Annotated in this window: 11 protein-coding genes; 7 read left to right on the forward strand and 4 right to left on the reverse strand. The window is 46.2% G+C overall.

All coding sequences use genetic code 11. The features are described 5' to 3' along the window. Positions 1-60 precede the first annotated feature (60 nt). The 7 genes from AXF12_RS02705 to AXF12_RS02735 all read left to right on the forward strand — a co-directional run bounded on the left by AXF12_RS02705 (position 61) and on the right by AXF12_RS02735 (position 13,862). On the forward strand, positions 61-2,664 hold the full coding sequence (locus AXF12_RS02705; protein WP_066428102.1) for a DNA gyrase/topoisomerase IV subunit A: 2,604 nt from the start codon (positions 61-63) through the stop codon (positions 2,662-2,664). Between the two features lie 25 nt (positions 2,665-2,689). Further along, positions 2,690-4,291, forward strand: coding sequence for a DUF6377 domain-containing protein (locus tag AXF12_RS02710; RefSeq protein WP_066431717.1), 1,602 nt, complete (start codon positions 2,690-2,692; stop codon positions 4,289-4,291). Between the two features lie 305 nt (positions 4,292-4,596). Beyond that, positions 4,597-7,578 (forward strand): SusC/RagA family TonB-linked outer membrane protein, encoded by a 2,982-nt coding sequence (locus tag AXF12_RS02715; RefSeq protein ID WP_066428104.1) that lies wholly within the window; start codon positions 4,597-4,599, stop codon positions 7,576-7,578. A gap of 40 nt (positions 7,579-7,618) precedes the next feature. Continuing rightward, on the forward strand, positions 7,619-9,112 hold the full coding sequence (locus AXF12_RS02720) for a RagB/SusD family nutrient uptake outer membrane protein (protein ID WP_066428106.1): 1,494 nt from the start codon (positions 7,619-7,621) through the stop codon (positions 9,110-9,112). A gap of 5 nt (positions 9,113-9,117) precedes the next feature. Then, on the forward strand, positions 9,118-10,578 hold the full coding sequence (locus tag AXF12_RS02725; RefSeq protein WP_066428108.1) for a glycoside hydrolase family 30 protein: 1,461 nt from the start codon (positions 9,118-9,120) through the stop codon (positions 10,576-10,578). A gap of 354 nt (positions 10,579-10,932) precedes the next feature. Further along, on the forward strand, positions 10,933-11,637 hold the full coding sequence (locus AXF12_RS02730; RefSeq protein WP_066428109.1) for an SGNH/GDSL hydrolase family protein: 705 nt from the start codon (positions 10,933-10,935) through the stop codon (positions 11,635-11,637). A gap of 8 nt (positions 11,638-11,645) precedes the next feature. Further along, positions 11,646-13,862 carry a glycoside hydrolase family 3 C-terminal domain-containing protein gene (locus tag AXF12_RS02735; protein ID WP_082752961.1) on the forward strand — a complete coding sequence of 739 codons (2,217 nt, stop codon included), beginning with the start codon at positions 11,646-11,648 and terminating at the stop codon, positions 13,860-13,862. 177 nt (positions 13,863-14,039) lie between these two features. Here AXF12_RS02735 and AXF12_RS02740 read toward each other — a convergent pair whose 3' ends face one another. From AXF12_RS02740 to AXF12_RS02755, 4 genes are all read right to left on the reverse strand, one after another. Next, complete coding sequence (locus tag AXF12_RS02740; RefSeq protein ID WP_066431720.1) at positions 14,040-16,328, reverse strand: glycoside hydrolase family 3 N-terminal domain-containing protein; 2,289 nt, start codon at positions 16,326-16,328, stop codon at positions 14,040-14,042. Between the two features lie 3 nt (positions 16,329-16,331). Then, positions 16,332-17,750, reverse strand: a complete 1,419-nt coding sequence (locus AXF12_RS02745; protein WP_066428110.1) for a glucoamylase family protein — start codon at positions 17,748-17,750, stop codon at positions 16,332-16,334. Positions 17,751-18,157: 407 nt separating this feature from the next. Then, on the reverse strand, positions 18,158-18,961 hold the full coding sequence (locus AXF12_RS02750; protein WP_066428111.1) for a carboxylesterase family protein: 804 nt from the start codon (positions 18,959-18,961) through the stop codon (positions 18,158-18,160). Continuing rightward, positions 18,951-19,805, reverse strand: coding sequence for a LamG domain-containing protein (locus AXF12_RS02755; RefSeq protein ID WP_074860864.1), 855 nt, complete (start codon positions 19,803-19,805; stop codon positions 18,951-18,953). Before AXF12_RS02755 ends, AXF12_RS02750 begins: the two co-directional genes overlap by 11 nt. Between the last annotated feature and the right edge of the window lie 12 nt (positions 19,806-19,817).

Raw genomic sequence — 19,817 nt, forward strand, 5'->3', positions numbered from 1 at the left:
GTTTCCTAATAATTGAGATGAAAGATATACCTTTGCCCCACTAAGTAACATTCGTAACCGATGGAAGAAAATACAACGCAAGAAGCACCATCACAGGGTGATAAGATTATCAAAGTAACGGGGATGTACCAAGATTGGTTCCTCGACTATGCCTCGTATGTGATTTTGGAGCGCGCCGTACCAGCGATTGAGGACGGCTTTAAGCCCGTACAACGCCGCATTATGCACGCCTTAAAAGAGCTAGACGATGGGCGCTACAACAAGGTGGCGAACGTGGTGGGACATACGATGCAGTACCACCCGCACGGCGATGCGAGTATTGGCGATGCCATCGTGCAGTTGGGGCAAAAGGAGCTGCTGATCGATACGCAGGGAAACTGGGGGAATATCCTCACCGGTGATGATGCTGCGGCACCGCGCTACATCGAGGCGCGGCTCTCGAAGTTTGCCTTGGATGTGGTCTACAGCCCCAAGGTTACTGAGTGGCAGGCAAGCTACGACGGGCGCAAGAAAGAGCCAATACACTTACCTGTGAAGTTCCCTTTGCTGTTGGCTCAAGGTACGGAGGGGATTGCCGTGGGGCTTTCAACCAAGATATTGCCACACAACTTTGTGGAGCTGATCGATGCTTCTATTGCCTATCTCAAAGGGAAACCTTTTGAGCTCTATCCCGATTTCCCAACAGGGGGCATTATGGACGTAAGTGCTTATAACGATGGGGCGCGCGGCGGGCGTGTGCGTGTGCGGGCGAAGATTACCCAAGTGGATAAGGCGACGCTCTGCATTACGGAAATCCCGTTTTCCACCACTACGGATAAGCTGCAAGAGAATATCGTAAAGGCAAGCGAGAAAGGCAAAATCAAGATAAAGAAGGTAGAGGACAATACGGCTAAGGACGTGGCGATAATGGTGCACTTGCCCAATGGCATCTCACCCGATAAGACGATTGATGCGCTCTATGCCTTTACCGATTGTGAGATTTCTATATCGCCGATTGGCTGCGTGATTGAGGACAATAAGCCGCATTTCTTGGGCGTCTCGGAGATGCTGCGCCGCAGTACCGATAGTACGGTTGAGATCCTCAAAGAGGAGTTGGAGGTAGCCCTGAAAGAATTGGAAACCCAGTGGCACTTGGCATCGTTAGAGAAGATATTCATCCGCGAGGAGATGTATATTGACTTTAAGAATTACTCCGACCGAGAGAGCCTCTATCAATACCTCTACAAGCGTTTTGAACCTTTTAAGAAAGACCTCTTGCGCGCAATCGTAGATGATGACCTCCAACGGCTCACGCAGATACCGATGATACGCATTACGCGCTTCGACTCCTTCAAAGCAGATGAGAATATTGCGAAGATCGAGGCGGATATTGAGGAGGTAAAGAACCACCTCGCACACCTTGTGGACTATGCTATTGCTCACTTCGAACGACTGAAAAAGACTTATGCTAAAGGTAAGGAACGCCGCACGGAGATCCGTACCTTTGACACCATTGAGGCTACCAAAGTGGTGGTGCGCAATATGAAGCTATACGTAAACCGCGAAGAGGGCTTTGTGGGTACAGGCTTAAAGAAGGATGAATACATAGGTGACTGCAGTGATATTGACGATGTGATTGTATTCACCGAGAGCGGTGCGATGTACGTGGCGAAGGTCAGCGAGAAGCAATACTTTGAGAAAGGCATTATCCACGCAGCAGTATTCAAGAGGGATGACAAGCGCACGATCTACAATATGATTTACAAGGACGGCACTACGGGCTTCTCGTATATCAAGCGATTTAACGTTACGGGCATTACGCGCGATAAGCAGTACAGCCTTATCCCAGCACATAAGGATTCGCGGGTGCTGTACTTTACGGCTAATCCGAATGGAGAGGCTGAGGTGGTAACGGTCAATCTGCGGCAGGCAGGCAGTATCCGCAAGCTCAAATGGGATATTGACTTTGCCGATACGCTCATCAAAGGGCGTGCAGTGAAGGGCAACTTGGTATCGAAGTTTGCTATCAAGCGCATAGAGCTCAAGGAGAAGGGTGTTTCCACACTCAAGCCGCGCAAGATATGGTTTGACGATATTGTCAAGAGGCTCAATACCGACGAACGCGGTAGGCTTTTGGGAGCTTTCAAAGGCGACGACCGTATGCTGCTTATCACCAAAGAAGGGCAACTAAAGACCATCATCCCTGAGCTGAGTTTGCACTTTGAGAATAATATCCTTGTAATGGAGAAATGGGTACCTGAGAAGCCTATTTCGGTGATCTACTACGATGGGGAGAAGGAGCGTGTGTTTGTGAAGCGCTTTGTGGTGGAGAATGAAAACCGCGAGGAGACGATCATCAGTGAGCACCCTAAGTCGCAGTTGTTGTTTGTCTCTACCGAGTGGCGACCTATGGCACAAGTGGTTTTCACCAAAGAAAAGGGCAAGGACAAAGAGCCGCTAACAGTCAATCTTGAGGAGTTTATTGCAGTGAAAGGTATTAAGGCATTAGGCAATCAGCTTACCACTGACAAGGTGAAGGAAGTAAAGCACTTAGAGCCGCTGCCTTATGAAGAGCCTGTAGAGGAGGAGCTTCCTGTTGAGGCATTTGGAGATGAGGAGATGACCACCCCTGAAGAGCCTACTACGGATGGCACGCAAACAGAGCTGACCTTTGGTGAAGAGTAGTAGAGGAGAGGCGATACCAAAATTTATGAGAAACTATACATTCTTTTTAATCAGCTTATTAACATTGGGACTTTGGGCACAGCAGCCTAAAGACTCAGTGCTGGCGTTACTGAACAAGACCATAGCACAATCGCCTGAGTATATACAGCAAAAGGAGCGCAAGATAGCTGCTCTTAAGCTGCAATTGCGCAAAGCCAGCACTCAAGAGGCGCACTATAGGCTCAACAAAGCTTTATATGAAGAGTACTACAAGTTTAAAGCTGACTCAGCGGTGGCGTATCTCATTAGGAATAGACAGATAGCGCAGCAGTTGGGAGATACAGCACGACAGGATGAGGTGCACATACTTCTCTCGCGGCTTTACTCGATGAAAGGGATGTACGTCGAATCATTGGAGTTGCTCAAAAGTACTAAGAAACAACGTCTCTCACGCGAGGCACTCTGTGACTACTATGATTCTTATTATGCTTTTTATAGTCATTACGGACAAAGTGCGAATAACACTCACTACTTTACCATCTCTAATTACTACCGCGACTCGTTGCTTACCTACTTGGATAGCCAGTCGCTGCCATATAAGATCGATAGTAGCATTAAAGCCTTTTATGATGGGAAAAGTGAGGCAGAACAAAGGTTCCTTTCGCTACTGAAAGAAACTCCCGATAGCGACCCTAAGCGTGCTATCATCGCTTACTTCTTAGGACTTATCAACAAGGATAAAGGCAATGCCGACTTACAGGAGTATTACTTTGCTGTCTCTGCTATTGCCGACATACGCAACACGAATAAAGACAACGCCTCGCTGCAAAGTCTCGCGCTGACCTATTATGAGAAGGGCGATATTGACAAGGCTTACCGCTTTATCCAAATGGCTATTGACGATGCTGTTTTCTGCAATGTGCGCCACAGAGCCGAAGAAGGAGCCTCGTTCTACACGATTATCAATGCGGCTTATCAGCAGAAGGAAATGCACCAAAAGCGGGTGTTGCAGGGCTATCTACTCCTTATCAGCGTGCTATCGCTGGCGCTGATCGTTGCACTGTTATTCGTATTCAAGCAAGTAAAACGGCTTACCAAAGCACGTCGTGAGCTGAGTTATAGCAACGAACAGCTGGCAGTATTAAACAGCGAACTCTCGCAGATGAATCACGACTTGCAGGAAGCAAACTTGATTAAGGAGGAATACATTGCGCACTTCTTCAACCTGTGTTCGGCTTATATTGATAAGATAGAGAACTACCGCAAGCTCCTTTACAAAAAAGCTGCTAAAAAGCAGTATGAAGATATCACAAAGCTACTGAAATCCAACACCATAGTAGAGGAAGAACTCGAGGCACTGTACAAGAATTTCGATACGATCTTCCTAAATATTTATCCGCACTTTGTGGAGCGTTTCAACGCCCTACTCCTTGACGAGGAACAGATACACCCTAAGAAGGGGGAACTGCTCAACACCGAGCTGCGCATCTTCGCGCTCATACGTCTGGGGATCACTGATAGCAACAAGATAGCCGAATTCTTGCGCTACTCGTTGCGAACCGTCTACAACTACCGCACCAAGGTGCGCAATAAAGCCAAGGGTGAGCGTGATGCCTTTGAGGAGGAAGTAAAGAAGATCAGAGCTTGAGGGCTAGTATATAAAAACACACAAGTAGTTTGCATCTCTTTAACAACTAAAACAAGCGCTTATTAACTATATTATCCAGTTCCGTAAACATCTTTCTGGCACTTTACTTACGAAAATGAAGTACTTTTTTTAGGGGATAAAAATTCATATAATATTAACATTCAGCGTAGTATATTTTCTGAATAGTACTTTTACACTCCTTAACGCAATGGTGGTGCAATTTCGCTTTATCTTTGCATCGTGAAGAAACGAAAGTGTTTCTATGGTAAATAAATTAAAAAACTGTTAAACTTTATTGTGATTTTATGAAAGTATGTAAGGAACAAATTGTGATGGTATGTGCCTTATTCCTAGCTTTTATTGGTTTTGCCCAAGGGCAGAACTTTCAGCAGGTAAAAGGCTCGGTTACCGATGCACAGGGGGCACCGCTACCAGGTGTTTCGGTGCTACTAAAGGGTACTACTAAGGGAGTTGCTACGGATTTTGATGGTAACTTTTCTTTGAATGATGTGCCTCGTGGTGGGATGCTTGAGTTCTCATCGGTGGGGTATAAGACGGTGGATGTAAAGGTGACTTCAGCCACTGTGCGGGTAAAGCTTCAAGAAGCTACTCAAGACCTCGATGAGGTAGTGCTCGTGGGCTATGGCACTCAGAAGAAAGGCGACGTTACTACGGCTATCACTGCGGTGAAGACCAAGGACCTCGACCAGCGCCCCGTTACCTCAGCGGCACAGGCAATACAAGGGCGTGCAGCGGGGATCCAAGTGGTGCAGCCCAGTGGGGCACCAGGGGCGGGCTTAGCGGTGCGTATCCGTGGGAATACTTCTATCAGCGCATCGAACGACCCGCTTTATGTAGTCGATGGGGTGCCTGTGCAGGATATCAGTGGTATTGCCCCTACCGATATCGAAAATATGCAGGTGCTTAAGGATGCTTCTTCAGCAGCGATCTACGGTTCGCGAGCTGCCAACGGGGTGGTGCTGATCACTACTAAGCAAGGGCGCCGCAATGAGCCTAAGGTATCGGTGAGCACCTATATAGGGATGTCGCAGATTGCCAAGAAGATCAACTCGCTCAATACGGAGCAGTACCGCGAGCTGATGAAGGACAACGGTGCTGTTGCAGAATCGAACTTGGCAGGGCTTACTGACCAGACTGACTGGTATAAGGAAACTTTCCGCACCAGCTTTAACCGCAATGAGCAGATATCGGTATCGAATGCCTCTGAAAATACGAAGTATTACCTCTCAGCAGGGCATACGAAGGACGATGGAATCGTTCGCAGTTCGTTCTTTGAGCGTTACAATGTGCGCTTGAACTTAGAGGCTAAGATGCGCAAGTGGCTTACCTTTGAAACGAACTTATCTTATGCTGACTATTCCTCGAACAACATTATCACTGGGAATGGTGCCAACCGTGCGGGGGTGGTGCTCTCGGTGATTAATACGCCTCGATATGCGCCTATTTGGAGTAGCAAAGCAGGAGAGGAAGGGCAGTATTACAATGACTTTAAAGGGGTGAATATTACGCATCCTGTAGAAAATATCTCGCGCAAGGCAGAAGATCTCTCAAAGAATAATCGATTTGTGGGGAGTGGCTCGGCAATCATTCAGCTGTTGGAAGGCTTAAAGTATAAATCGACCTTTGCGATAGACCGCCTTACACATCACGAGACAAATTGGCTCGACCCTAAGCTCACCTCTTATGGTCGCCAGCAACACGGTACGGCTGCGGATATCAGAGATACACATACCTTGCTTACCTTTGATAATATCCTGACGTATGATAAAACACTTGGCAAGCATAACCTTTCGCTCTTGGCGGGTACTTCATACACCGATTACAAAATGGACGAGAACAAAATGTATGCTTCTCATTTTCTCAATGCAGATATTAGAACGCTCAATGCAGGCAATAAGATAGACCCTAAGGGTAGCTTTACGCAGGCACAAGAGTGGGCGATGATGTCGTATTTGGCACGTGTGTCGTACAACTATGATAGTCGCTATTTGCTTACAGCTAACTTCCGTGCGGATGGTTCTTCTAAGTTAGCCCCAGGGAAGCGTTGGGGATACTTTCCTTCGGTATCAGCAGGATGGCGTATCTCACAAGAGGAATTCTTAAAGGATGTTGATTGGCTTAGTGAACTCAAGCTCCGTGGAGGTTGGGGGCAGACGGGTAACCAAGCAGGGATTTCCTCCTATGCCTACCTGCAGCGCTATAGTATTACGCGCCAGAACTGGTGGGAATCAGGCAAGGGAGATGCTATGATAACATTGGCGCCTAATTCCTTCTCTAATCCGAACCTTACGTGGGAGACTACTACACAGACGAACTTCGGTATAGATTTGGGGTTGTTCCAGAACAGATTGAATTTAGCCGTTGATGCTTATCTTAAAAAAACGACAGACCTACTTTTAGAAGTTGACCTCCCTGCGACATCCCCTATTAGGAAGATTTACCGCAACGAAGGGGAAATGACCAATAAAGGGCTTGAGGTTAATATTGATAGCCGTAACCTTACAGGCGAGTTTACTTGGAATACTAATTTCAACATCTCGTTTAACAAGAATGAGCTCACTAAGCTTACGCTCCAAAAAATCTATGATGGGGCGCTGATCAACAATGTGACCTCTGAAAATGTGGTACGCCTTACCGAAGGACAACCATTGGGTAAGTTCTGGGGCTTGATAAGTGATGGAGTAGACCCTCAGACAGGGGATATCAAATACCGCGACCTAAACGGCGACGGCAAGATTAACTCATCAGACAAGACCTACATTGGTGATCCGAACCCTGATTTCACCTTTGGCTTTACCAATGATTTCAGTTATAAGAACTTTACCCTAAGCGTATTCTTCCAAGGTTCGTATGGCAATGATATTTACAACGCTTCACGTATTGAGACCGAAGGGATGTACGACGGTAAGAATCAATCAATTGATGTGCTAAACCGTTGGCGTAAGGCAGGCGATGTGACTGATATACCACGCGCCGTTCGTGGTACAGATAACATCAAAGCCTCTTCTCGTTGGGTGGAGGACGGATCGTATGTGAGGCTCAAAACCTTGACACTTGCCTACAGTGTTCCTACTGACGCACTCCAGAAGTATGGAATACACAAGGTACAGCCTTACTTTACCGCTCAAAACCTATGGACACTTACTTCCTATAAAGGTTTTGACCCAGAAGTAAATGAAAATCTATCAGGGTCATTCCTTGGTATCGACTATGGAACTTACCCTCAAACAAAAACTTTTATATTTGGCTTGAATATAGAGTTCTAATATGAAATATTTTTTATAACTTTGCAAATTGAAAATCGATATGAAAAGATTCATATACATATCAACAATACTTATAAGTCTGACTGCGTGTAGTTTAGATAAAGATCCTATCTCTGAATTTAACGAAAAGAATATGCAGAATAGTGGTTCATCTACAAAGATAGACACCAAGGAACAGATGAAATCCCAATACGAAGCTATCTATACCTTTATGAGAGGTGCTGGGCAAGAGTTTTGGATGCTCGACTATATGGTAAATACGGAAACACGTTCGGATAATGCTTACGCAGGTGCTGCCGATGTCGAGCTTACACAAGTAGAGCAATGCAACCCTGACCCCATCAACAAGAATATCACACGCGATTGGCCTAAATATCTCGAAGGCGTGACTATTGCCGACCGTGTGATATCAAATATTGACAAAGTGCCCGATGGTTCGCTTACTCAGGCTGAACGCCGTCAGTGGAAAGCCGAAGCGCGTATACTTAAGGCGTGGATGCTTTTTGATATGGTGCGATTTTGGGGAGGTTTGCCACTGCCACCTGAGGATCTTCCTGAGATTACCTCAGAAAACATTGAAGATCTTTACCAGCGTTTCTATGTGGAGAGAAGTTCAGTAGAAGATGTTTACAAGCTAATCATCAGTAACTTAGAAGAAGCTGTTGCAGATGCCCCACAAGTGCAATCGGGAAATAAATTTATACTTTCGAAAGCTGTGGCACAATCTTTGCTAGCAAAAGTATACGCCGAGAAGCCTATGCGCGATTACAATAAGACAATTCAATATTGTAACGACGTTATAAACTCAGGGTTTACCTTAGTTGCCGACTATCGTGATCTCTTTGCAGTGAACGATACCAAGTCTGACGCTAAGCTAAGAAACTCTACAGAATCAATTTTCGAGATTACCTATTCGACAGGTGGACGAAACTGGTTAGCGGGGCTTTTTGGTATTGATTTAATCAACAGTAATAGCCGAAATAACTGGAGAAAGTGGTGTACACCTTCTCGTGATTTAGCAGCGGCATTTGATGCTGAGGGCGATGCTATCCGTAAAGAAGCCTCAATTGTATATGACCCTGTTTCGTGGTCGTTTTACTACCCGTCGGATAAATATGCCTTCCTTTACAAAATCCGTTCAGGAGCCAATAGCGTGATTAAGCTACGCTTAGCTGATATTCTCCTGTTGAAGGCAGAAGCTCACGCAGCCTTAGGTCAAGTGCAAGAAGCAGCGACACTAGTTAACCAAGTGCGCACTCGGGTAAAACTCGCACCGATAGCAACTACGCTTTCACAAGAGGCTATGAAAGAAGCCGTGCTGAAAGAACGACGCCTCGAGCTTGCCTTTGAAGGACACCGTTGGTTTGATTTGGTACGTAATGATGCCGCTATTTCAACAATGAACACACTTAATAACCGCGATAGTAGCCGTCTTAAGCAGATGTATCCGCTTAACGAGCAAACCATCCTCTATCCTGTGCCACAGGTAGAACGAAATAAGAATATCAAACTTACTCAAAACCCAGGTTATTAAGGATTATGACACGAATATTTTCATCTTTTCTAATAGTAGGTTTGTTTTGGGCAGCTGCTCTGTCTTGCACTGCCCAAAGACAAACCGAATACAAGACTGTTAAAATCCTCACCACTACTGGCGATCGCAGTCAGGAGCTCGTCGAGTCCACAGCAGGGCTATTACCTGCCGCATCTTACGACCGTGCTTCTATCGTCATTTCACCTTCACAACGGTATCAGACTGTTTATGGTTTTGGGGCAGCACTCACAGGCTCAACTTGCTACAACTTAATGCAGATGACTCCCGAAAATCGCAGAGCTTTCCTTACCCAAACTTTCTCTCCATCGCAAGGGCTGGGAAGTAGCTATGTGCGCATCTCCATTGGTTGCTCGGATTTTTCACTTAGCGAATACACACTTTGCGATAAAGAAGGCATTGAGAACTTTGCCCTTACCGACGAAGAGAAGAATTACATCATTCCCATACTTAAAGAGGTGTTAACTATCAATCCACAGTTGAAAATCATAGGTTCGCCGTGGACAGCTCCCCGTTGGATGAAGGTGAACTCACTTTCCGACCTTACAACTCATAATCAATGGACAAGTGGGCAGCTTAACCCCAAGTTTTACTCCGATTACGCTGAATATTTTGCAAAATGGATTGAAGCAATGCGCGATAATGGCATCGCGATCACAGCTTTGACTATCCAAAACGAACCGCTCAACCGCGGGAACTCAGCTTCGATGTATATGGGTTGGGAAGAGCAGCGCGATTTCATAAAGCAAGCCCTCGGCAAAACCCTTCAGCAGCACAATTTGGCAACTAAGGTGTATTTGTTCGACCATAATTACAATTATGACGGGATTGAAAGCCAGAAAAATTACCCAACACGCATATTGGAGGACGCTGAGGCTGCTAAATACGTTGCGGGTTCGGCATTTCACAATTACGGAGGTAGCGCAGACGAGATTACACGCGTGAAAAACGCATTTCCCGATAAGGAAGTCATCTTTACAGAAACCTCGATCGGAACTTGGAATGATGGCAGAAACCTCTCACGCCGATTGACCGAAGATATGGAGGAATTAGGCTTGCGTACGTTGCAAAATGGATGTAGTGCGGTGCTGGTATGGAACCTGATGCTCGACGAGAAAGGAGCTCCGAACCGCGAAGGTGGCTGCAAAACCTGCTTTGGCGCGGTTGATATTGCCTCAAATGGTTATACACAGATCACGCGCAACTCTCATTACTTCGTTATCGGGCATCTTTCGGCGGTGATAAAGCCTGAGGCTGTGCGCATCGGTGTGAAGTACCAAAATATGCCGACTGTACAGTGTTTAGCTTTTGAAAACCCCGACAAATCAATAGGTGTGGTGCTCATCAACAAGGAAAAAGAGTCGCATACACTTACTTTGCAGGTCGGAAATAGCAAAACTACGCAAACGATACCCGCTAACGCAGTCGTATCTTTGTTGATACGGTAGCGTAAAGCAAGTAAAACATCTTCAACTTTACAAAAATCATAGAATACATTCATACGACAGCTGTTAACTTACCATAAATAACAATTCCCGATAAGTTAACAGCTGTTATTTTATGAAAAATTGTAAGAAAATACAAGTAAACTACAATTAACTTGTAAAACTATCCGATGTTTTTACAGCTTAACGACAGTTTAGCTATGATAAATCACAAATTTTATGGGTATAATCGTATTAAACTCGTTGTTTTTTACAAATGATAATAAGTTAAAGATGTAAAACCTAATGAATTTTATAAATACTACGAACTTTTAATAATGTAACTTAATAAATTTCATAATATAAAACTATTTTAAGATGAAAAAATTATATGTATTAGTAGCAGCGCTCTTTTCTGCGTCTGCGTGGTCACAAACCATTACGATCGATACGGTGATTCCGTTTCGCCAAACTGATGAAACTGAGTGGATCAAGCGATATCAAAAGGATATAGATGCTTACAAGAAGGAAAATAAGCGACTTAAGGATAAACAATGTGATGCACTTTTCCTCGGAAGCTCGTCTATAAATATGTGGAATACAATTTACGAGGATTTTGCGCCACTTAAGGTTATCCGACGTTCCTACGGGGGTGCAACACTGCGAGATATGATCTATAATTATAAGGTGATCGCTCACGGATACCAACCTCGCAATATCGTGCTTTACGTCGAGAACGATTTAGGGCAGCACAAGGAGGGCGTAAACGCGGTCAAGTGCTTTGATCTATTCCGCATATTCATCGGAAAACTGAAAAAGGATTATCCTCAGGTGCCTTTGTATGTCGTATCCCTCAAACCTTCCAAACATAAGGAAGATCAGCTAAAAGATCAACTTTTAGTCAACAGTTTATTGGAAGAAAACGCTGCTGAAGCTGGTTACACCTATATTGATATCACAAAAGTGATGTACGATAGCGATGGAAAACTGCGAACTGATCTATTTTTAGAGGATAATCTTCATATGAATCGAGAAGGTTATATACTTTGGACTAAAATTATCAAACCGTATCTCACAAAATAAGGAACTTTATGAAGACAAAATTGATTTCCGCAGCCATTTTTGCTATTTTCTGGGGGCAAAACTCGGTTGCACAAGAGGCGAAAAAACCACTTTATTTAGATGTAGACGCCCCCATCGAGGCACGCGTGGAAGATGCGCTTTCGCGACTTACTTTGGAGGAAAAAGTAGCCCTATGTCACGCCCAGTCAAAGTTCAGCTCTGCGGGTGTACCACGGTTGGGCATCCCTGAAAATTGGATGACCGATGGACCTCACGGCATTCGCCCAGAGGTACTTTGGGACGAGTGGGATCAAGCAGGATGGACGAATGATAAATGTACCGCATTTCCCGCACTTACAGGGCTTGCGGCAACTTGGAACCCCGAAATGGCGCATCTCTATGGGGTTGCGATAGGGCAGGAGGCGCGCTATCGCAATAAAAACGTACTTTTGGGTCCTGGGGTTAATATCTATCGCACGCCGCTCAATGGTCGAAACTTCGAATATATGGGCGAAGATCCGTTTTTGGCGTCTCGAATGGTCGTACCTTATGTCCGTGGAGTGCAATCGCAGTCGGTGGCAGCTTGTGTTAAGCACTTCGCATTGAACAATCAAGAGAAGAACCGCCATACTGTGAACGTCAAGGTTGACGACCGAGCTTTGTATGAGATATATCTGCCCGCTTTCAAAGCCGCAGTGCTTGAGGGCAAAACGTGGGCTATAATGCCCGCTTACAACCGATATAAGGGCGAGTGGGCTTGTCAAAACAAGTATTTACTGCAAGATATCCTTCGCAAAGAATGGGGATTTGATGGCGTAACGGTATCTGATTGGGGCGGAGTGAACAACACCGAGGCTGCTGCCCTAAATGGACTGGATATGGAGTTCGGAACTTGGACGGACGGGATGCTTGAGAATAAATCAAATGCCTACGATAACTATTTCTTGGCAGATCCATTCCTCAAAAAGCTCAAATCGGGTGAATATAATGAAAAAGAGGTGCTCGATCCTAAGGTACGCAACATTTTACGATTGATTTTCCGCACTACAATGAGTGTTAATCGCCCTTTTGGGCAGTTTGCGTCGCCCGAACACTTCGAAATTGCGCGTAAAATAGGAGATGAAGCTATTGTACTTCTAAAAAATGAGAAGAATATACTACCTATCGATCCCAAAAAGGTGAAAAAGATAGCTGTAATTGGAGAAAATGCTATCAAAATGATGACTATCGGGGGAGGAAGCTCGCAATTGAAGGCCGCAAAAGAGGTATCTCCTCTCGACGGGCTAAAGGCACGCTTCGCAAATCAAGTAAAGGTAGAATTTGCACGAGGTTATTCCAGTGATGATTATAAAGATCAGGACGGATTGAAAGGTAACGATATCACAGATCATCGCCCTGCCGATGAAATGCAACGTGAGGCAATCGCACTTGCCAAAAATGCTGATGTTGTGGTATTTATCGGGGGCTTAAACAAGCACGATGGGCAGGATTGCGAAGGTAATGACCGCAAATCCTACGGGCTTCCCTACGGACAAGATGCTTTGATAAGCGCACTTGCCAAAGCCAACAAGCGATTGGTAGTGGTGCTCATCTCAGGTAATGCCACTGCGATGCCTTGGGAGCGTCAAGTGCCTGTAATTGTGCAAGATTGGTATCTCGGCTCAGAGGCGGGTACCTCACTTGCCGACGTCCTCAGCGGAGATGTAAATCCATCGGGTAAGCTCCCTTTCACCTTCCCTGTGAAATTAGAAGATAACCCCGCAATTGCCTTGGGTGAGTATCCTGGGGGAGACGATGAGAGCTATAATGAAGGCATTTTAGTGGGCTACCGATATGCGGATACCAAAGGTGTAAAACCGCTGTTTGCCTTTGGCCACGGGCTATCGTATACTACCTTCGCCTACGGAAAACTCCAAGCTGATAAGCCCGTAACTATCGACGGCAATATGACTTTTCAGCTTACGGTAAAGAATACTGGCAAACGTGCTGGGGCAGAGGTAGTGCAACTCTACATACGTGATGTGCAGAGCAGTCTCCCACGACCTTATAAGGAGCTAAAAGCCTTCCAGAAAGTATTTCTACAACCTAATGAAAGCAAGACGGTGACCTTCACTATTGATAAGGCAGCTCTCTCCTTTTTTGACTCAGCTAAGCACCAATGGGTAGCCGAGTCAGGCATCTTTGAGGCTATTGTCGGTAGCTCTTCAGCAGACCTTCGAGGTCGCGTAACTTTTGATCTCAAGTAGATTTTTTCATAGCATTACCTTTGATTTCGGCGCGAGCTTCGCTCGCGCCGAAATCGTTTTACGTAGGTTCCTCTCCCCCTCAAAAGAAGACAATCTATGGCTTTTATAGCTTATTGCAAGACAAAACAAAAGGGGCTCCCACCCTCGGGAGCCCCTTAACTTTATGATATAAGGTAATTACTTCAATTCAAAGCTCATTTCATTGCTATTATCAGCTGAGTGTTGTCCCACCCACACAGTGAACTTACCTGGTTCGCTTACTTTCTTCAACTCAGCATTGTAGAAAGAGAGCAGCTCTTCGGTAATCTCAAAGCTTACCGTCTTGGTCTCACCTGCCTTGAGTACCACGCGCTCAAAGCCTTTAAGCTCTTTCACAGGGCGCGTAACGCTGCCTACCCTATCGCGGATGTAGAGCTGCACCACTGTCGCCCCATCGCGCTTGCCTGTGTTGCTCACCTCTGCTGTTATGGTGAGCTTGCCTCCCTTTGCCATCGTAGGGCTACTGAGCTTAGCATTCTTAACCGCAAAGGTAGTATAGCTCAGTCCGTAGCCAAAGGGGTAAAGCGGTGTTAGCGGTGAATCCTCATACTTGGAATGGTAATCGACATCAGGATTAGCAGGGTCAGCAGGGCGACCTGTTGCCTTCTGGTTGTAGTAGATAGGTATCTGCCCAACATTGCGTGGGAAGGTCATCACCAAACGTCCTGAGGGGTTGTATGCCCCTGAGAGTACATCGGCAATACCATAGCCCGATTGCGTACCTGGGAACCACACCTGCAAGATAGCATCTACATTGGCGTCCTCCCAACTGAGTGCCAAGGGGCGACCGCTGAATACCACTAAGGCTATCGGCTTGCCTGTCTGCTTGAGGGCTGCCAAGAGCTGGCGTTGCGCTTCTTTCAAGCGTATATCAGTAAGGCAAGCTGCCTCGCCCGACCAGTTAAAGTCCTCGCCAAGAGCTACGAGCACCATATCGGCAGTCTTAGCCGTAGCCACTGCTTTGGCAATGCTCTCAGGGGTATTGCTGGTCAGTGTGCAGCCTTCAGCATAAGAGAACTGCACTGCACTGCCTTTGTAGACCTCTTTCAGTCCTTTGTAGAGCGATACACTCTGGTTGCGATCGCCGCGCCCTTGCCACTCGCCATTTACGTTGATAGAGTCCTTCATCATCGCACCGATGAGGGCTACCTTCTTAGGGGTCTGTGGCTCTATAGGCAATAGCTGGTTCTGGTTCTTGAGCAGCACCACTGAGCCTGCAACCGCCTCGCGTGCTACCTGCATAAACTCAGGTTTCTGAATGGTGTTCTTAGCTCTATTCTCATCTAAAAATTTATATGGATCGTCAAACAAACCGAGCACAAACTTCAGCTCTAAGATATGGCGCACAGCGTTGTCAATCGCTGCTTCCGACACCTTGCCTTCTTCCACAGATTTCTTCAAGTACTTGATAAAAGTAGAGCCCGTCATATCCATATCAATACCCGCATTCACGGCGAGTTCGGCTGCGTGTTTCTCGTCCTCAGCGATGCCGTGAGGCACGAGCTCATTGATGCCTGTATAGTCAGTAACCACAAAGCCTTTAAAGCCCCACTGCCTACGTAGCACATCCGTCATCAGGTACTTATTAGCAGTCGCAGGGATACCATTCACCTCGTTAAACGATGCCATCACCGAGCCTACGCCTGCGTCAATAGCAGCCTTATAAGGCGGTAGATAAGCATTCCAAAGGGTGTGCTGTGAGAGTTCAGCAGTGTTGTAGTCGCGCCCCGATTCGCTAGCACCATAAGCTGCAAAGTGCTTTACGCAAGCAAGGACAGTATTCGTCTTCGAGAGGCTATGCCAATCGCTACCGCCCTGAAAGCCTTCCACGCGTGCTTTGGCAATAGCACTGCCAAGAAAAGGATCTTCGCCAGCACCTTCCATCACACGCCCCCAACGCGGATCGCGGGTGATATCCACCATAGGGGCAAACGTCCACTTGATACCGTCAGCAGCCGCTTCTTCTGCAGCGATGGCAGCTGTCTTCTTCATCAGCTCCAAATCCCAAGAGCAGGCTTCGGCAAGCGGCATCGGGAAAATCGTTTTATAACCGTGTATCACATCGTAACCGAAGAGGATCGGAATGCCCAAGCGGGTTTTCTTCACCGCTATCTCTTGCATCTTGCGAACGCCTGGCACGGTTACTGCATTGAACACACTGCCCACTAAGCCCTTCTCCAAATAAGGTTGAAAGTCATCGGGCATCACAGGTCCTGTAACGTCCCAATTGGCAGAAAACTGCGACATCTGCCCGATCTTCTCCTCTAAGGTCATCAGGGCAAGCACCGAGTCTACCTTGCGCTCAATGTTCTTATCGCCGCTGAAGCTCTGCCATTTCGAAGAGCCTGAAGGCGATGAGCACGCCAGCACTAAGCTCAGCACGCCACCCGCCAAAAGCGTTTTAGTTGTATACTTCTTAAGTTTCATCATCTATTTGACTTTAAAATTTAACTTCTTTAAGCCCTCTTGCACTTCGGGGCAACTCATAAAGAGTTTCCACAACAAGCCCGTGCGATGGTTCTCAATCATCGGAGCGATGGTCAGCTGGTCGATGGCCAAATAACGCTCAGGATACCACTCCGCTTGCTCACTGAAAGCATCGTAGAAGCCGTATTTACCCCATAGCTTATCGCCCAAGTCGTTGTAAAAATGCTTTAAAGCAGCCATTGACTCCTCTGGGGTATACGGAAAGCTCGATAGGGCTGCCGTAGGCACGATCACCCCCAGATCATTCTGCGGACTGTGGGCTGAATATCCATTTACAGAGTAGCTCGCTGTAAGCCCCCAGCAGTTCTTGCCGTAGCCCTTGTAGTGCTTAGGGTTTTGCACACAATAAGTGTAGTTAATCAGCGTATGATTGCGGTTCAAATCCCAGTATGACGATGCGTAATCATCACTCAAGCCCTTGGGGTTTAACCCTATATACGAGTAATGCGCCCAGAACAGCGGACCCGTATGGTCGCCCGTAACATTATGCTTTAAGATGAGCGGAAAGCCGTACTCACTCGCACTGCTCTTGATAGCCCCATCACGCGCCCAACCCTTGCGGTACACTTCCGCAGGGATAGCGTGCGTAGGCGAGGAAGCTGCTAAAATATAAGTGATAAAGCACTCATTATAGCCCTTCAAAGGGAAATTCATCTCCCAGCCATAATTCGGACTCCAATGCCAATAAAGCACCTCCTGACCGCCTTGGCGATACCAATCCCACTCCATAGCACGCCACAAAGTGTCGATGCGCTTCGCCAATGCCTGCTCCTCTTTGCTACCATCTTTAAAATACTGACGCACACAGAGTAAGCCCTGCATCAAAAAAGCACTTTCTACCAAATCGCCGCCGTTGTCCTTCTGTCCAAAAGGCACCGTCTTGCCGTCGTTGTCGTTCATCCAATGCGACCATACCCCGTAGTAGCGGTCAGCCTTCTCTAAGAAACTCACGATCTTCTCAAAGCGTTCCAAGCCCTGCCCTCGAGTGATAAAGCCACGTTCTATGCCCACCAACAGCCCTGCAATGCCAAAGCCACTGCCGCCTGTGGTGATCACGTGTGTATCACTGCTGGGCACATCAATATGGATGCGCTCAGGTGCCAAACCCGAATTGGGTGCCGCCCCTTCCCACATATAGTTGAAATGTGCCTTCTGGATATAATCCAAAAAAGCATCATCATTAGTGAAATGCTTCTCACGAGGCACCACAGCCCTCGGCTTCTCAGTGGGAGGTGTGGGCTGTTCATTCGGAGGCACTACCTTCGGCGGATTGCTGTGCTTTGCCGCCTCCTTAGTGCAACTACACGAGGCAAAGGTAAGAATAAAAAATAATATCCAAGTGATGTAACTTATTTTTTTCATGTAAAAATCAGTATTGTTCTTTAAATCGTTAATAATCAACCTATCTTTCTAATTACTACCTTCCCTCTTTCTTTTCTTCCTCTTAAAAGAAAATTTTTCTAACGTCAGCAGTACGGAAGAGGTACGGTATCAGTACGGATGGAGTCAAGTGCTTTTTAGATAAGTCTAAATTTGGCAATCATCTACATTGATAGAAAATAATACTACAAAAAACCTTCCTTAGTCCACCCCCATAAGGGGGCATACGGACTTGCAGAAGGTCGGGGAAACCCATACCCCGCAATTTTCTTTTCTAATAATAGGTTTGGGGTTCTCTTCAAGTATAGAGGCTGTGAGGTGATGGGAAGTTTTAGCCTCTATACTGAAAAGAACTGAAGTATGTAAATAAGTGAAAAAAACATTTTCGATCAACGTTTTTGCTTAAAGAGCCACGAGAGGAAGTCGGGGCGGTTAAAGGCAGGATGCCAAGCGTTGTGCCCTGCGCCGTACACCTCGATGTACTCTACCTTTCTGCCCTTTCGGTGCAATGCCTCATAAGCCTCGCGTGAGTAGCGCACGGGGATCACATCGTCGATGTCGCCGTGATAAAGGCGGAAGGCTGTCTTGCCACCGAGCTCTTGCATACGCGCTATATTAGTAGCCCCACAGATCGCCACTGCCGCCGCAAACCTATCGGGGAAGCGATACACCATATCGTAGGTGGCAATAGCCCCCATCGAAATGCCGATGATGTAAATACGGCTTTCGTCCACAGGATTTTCAGCGATCACCTTGTCCAAAAGGGCTTTTACTGTCTGCAAATGTTTGGTAATGGGCACTTCCTTAGGTAGCGGATTTGCCCCTTTATAGCCTTGTGCAGGGCGTTTCGCCAGCGACCAATAGTCCTTTACCCCTAACTGGGGGAATAGCACAAAGCAGGGATACTGCTCGCGTGCCACAGGGTTGGTGAATACCGTACCGCCATTGCGTAACTGACTCTCATTGTCCGACCCGCGCTCACCAGCCCCGTGCAGGAAGAGCACCAAAGGGTACTTCTTGCCGCTTTTAAGGCTTTGAGGTGCGAGCAGCCGATAAGGCATAGAGTCGTGCTGTTGCGTAATGAATACCCCCTTGGCATAAGCCTCATTCTGCGACCGCGCCGCAGGGGCATCCAACAGTATAAATAGTGCAAAAAAACAATATAAATAAGGATATAAACGCTTATTTTTCATTATATAACGCTTTGATAGCCTCATCGCTGAGTGCCTTGTTATAGAAATAGAACTGGTCGAGCTCACCAGGGAAAGCATTCATCCAAGTCTCTACCTTCTTGCTTGGCGCAAGTGGAGGAGTAACACCATTACCAAAAGTGCCAATTACAATAGGTCCCATATTGTGAAATGCTGGGGTGCCAAAGTTATCTTTTGTAGCAACTACTTCACCATTTCTCAGTATATCAAACTTACGTGTTTGAATATCATAGCGGAAAGCCAGATGTACCCAATCGCCAATAGTATTTGCTATTTTAGGAGTATACCAAATGTTTGACTTGCTATACTGCTTTTCACCATTGACAGTCCTCTCAGTGTAATGTGCCATTTGTATCTTAAAGAAACCTTCATTAGGCACATTGTTCCCACTGAGGAAAATGTCCAAATTTCCCCACGTATCCTTAGTGTCAGAGATGGTAAATAGCCCGCCAGTTTTACTCTCATTAGCTTTCATCCAAAAAGCTACCGTAAAGCTTTCGAGATGGGCAATTGTATCACGCAAGGAGATATCACCAAGATAAGTTGCTTTTGACGGTTTAACAAGGATGTATGACTTCTCTGCTCCTTGATAGCATTTACCCACTTTGCCATCAGGATAAGTAATATTGCCATCTTGCTGCGTAATTACGTGGTAATTACTCATATCTTTATTCTTATTCTCAAAAGTAAGAGCTAACTTACGTGGGCTATAAGTAATAGGGGGTTGCTCTGGGTAGTTGAACTCAGGGTCTTGGTCTAATTTTTGAAAGCAGCTCCCAAAACCGAGCAGCCCTATGTTTATCATTAGAATATATATCTTTTTCATCGCTATTTAAAT

It is taken from the genome of Capnocytophaga haemolytica (genome assembly GCF_001553545.1).
Lineage (GTDB): Bacteria > Bacteroidota > Bacteroidia > Flavobacteriales > Flavobacteriaceae > Capnocytophaga > Capnocytophaga haemolytica.

Bases quoted from the DNA above. Each gene is read 5' to 3' on its own strand.
- AXF12_RS02745 (WP_066428110.1), bottom strand. From the start codon at position 17,750: ATGAAAAAAATAAGTTACATCACTTGGATATTATTTTTTATTCTTACC.
- AXF12_RS02730 (WP_066428109.1), top strand. From the start codon at position 10,933: ATGAAAAAATTATATGTATTAGTAGCAGCGCTCTTTTCTGCGTCTGCG.
- AXF12_RS02735 (WP_082752961.1), top strand. From the start codon at position 11,646: ATGAAGACAAAATTGATTTCCGCAGCCATTTTTGCTATTTTCTGGGGG.
- AXF12_RS02715 (WP_066428104.1), top strand. From the start codon at position 4,597: ATGAAAGTATGTAAGGAACAAATTGTGATGGTATGTGCCTTATTCCTA.
- AXF12_RS02720 (WP_066428106.1), top strand. From the start codon at position 7,619: ATGAAAAGATTCATATACATATCAACAATACTTATAAGTCTGACTGCG.
- AXF12_RS02710 (WP_066431717.1), top strand. From the start codon at position 2,690: ATGAGAAACTATACATTCTTTTTAATCAGCTTATTAACATTGGGACTT.
- AXF12_RS02740 (WP_066431720.1), bottom strand. From the start codon at position 16,328: ATGAAACTTAAGAAGTATACAACTAAAACGCTTTTGGCGGGTGGCGTG.
- AXF12_RS02755 (WP_074860864.1), bottom strand. From the start codon at position 19,805: ATGAAAAAGATATATATTCTAATGATAAACATAGGGCTGCTCGGTTTT.
- AXF12_RS02725 (WP_066428108.1), top strand. From the start codon at position 9,118: ATGACACGAATATTTTCATCTTTTCTAATAGTAGGTTTGTTTTGGGCA.
- AXF12_RS02750 (WP_066428111.1), bottom strand. From the start codon at position 18,961: ATGAAAAATAAGCGTTTATATCCTTATTTATATTGTTTTTTTGCACTA.
- AXF12_RS02705 (WP_066428102.1), top strand. From the start codon at position 61: ATGGAAGAAAATACAACGCAAGAAGCACCATCACAGGGTGATAAGATT.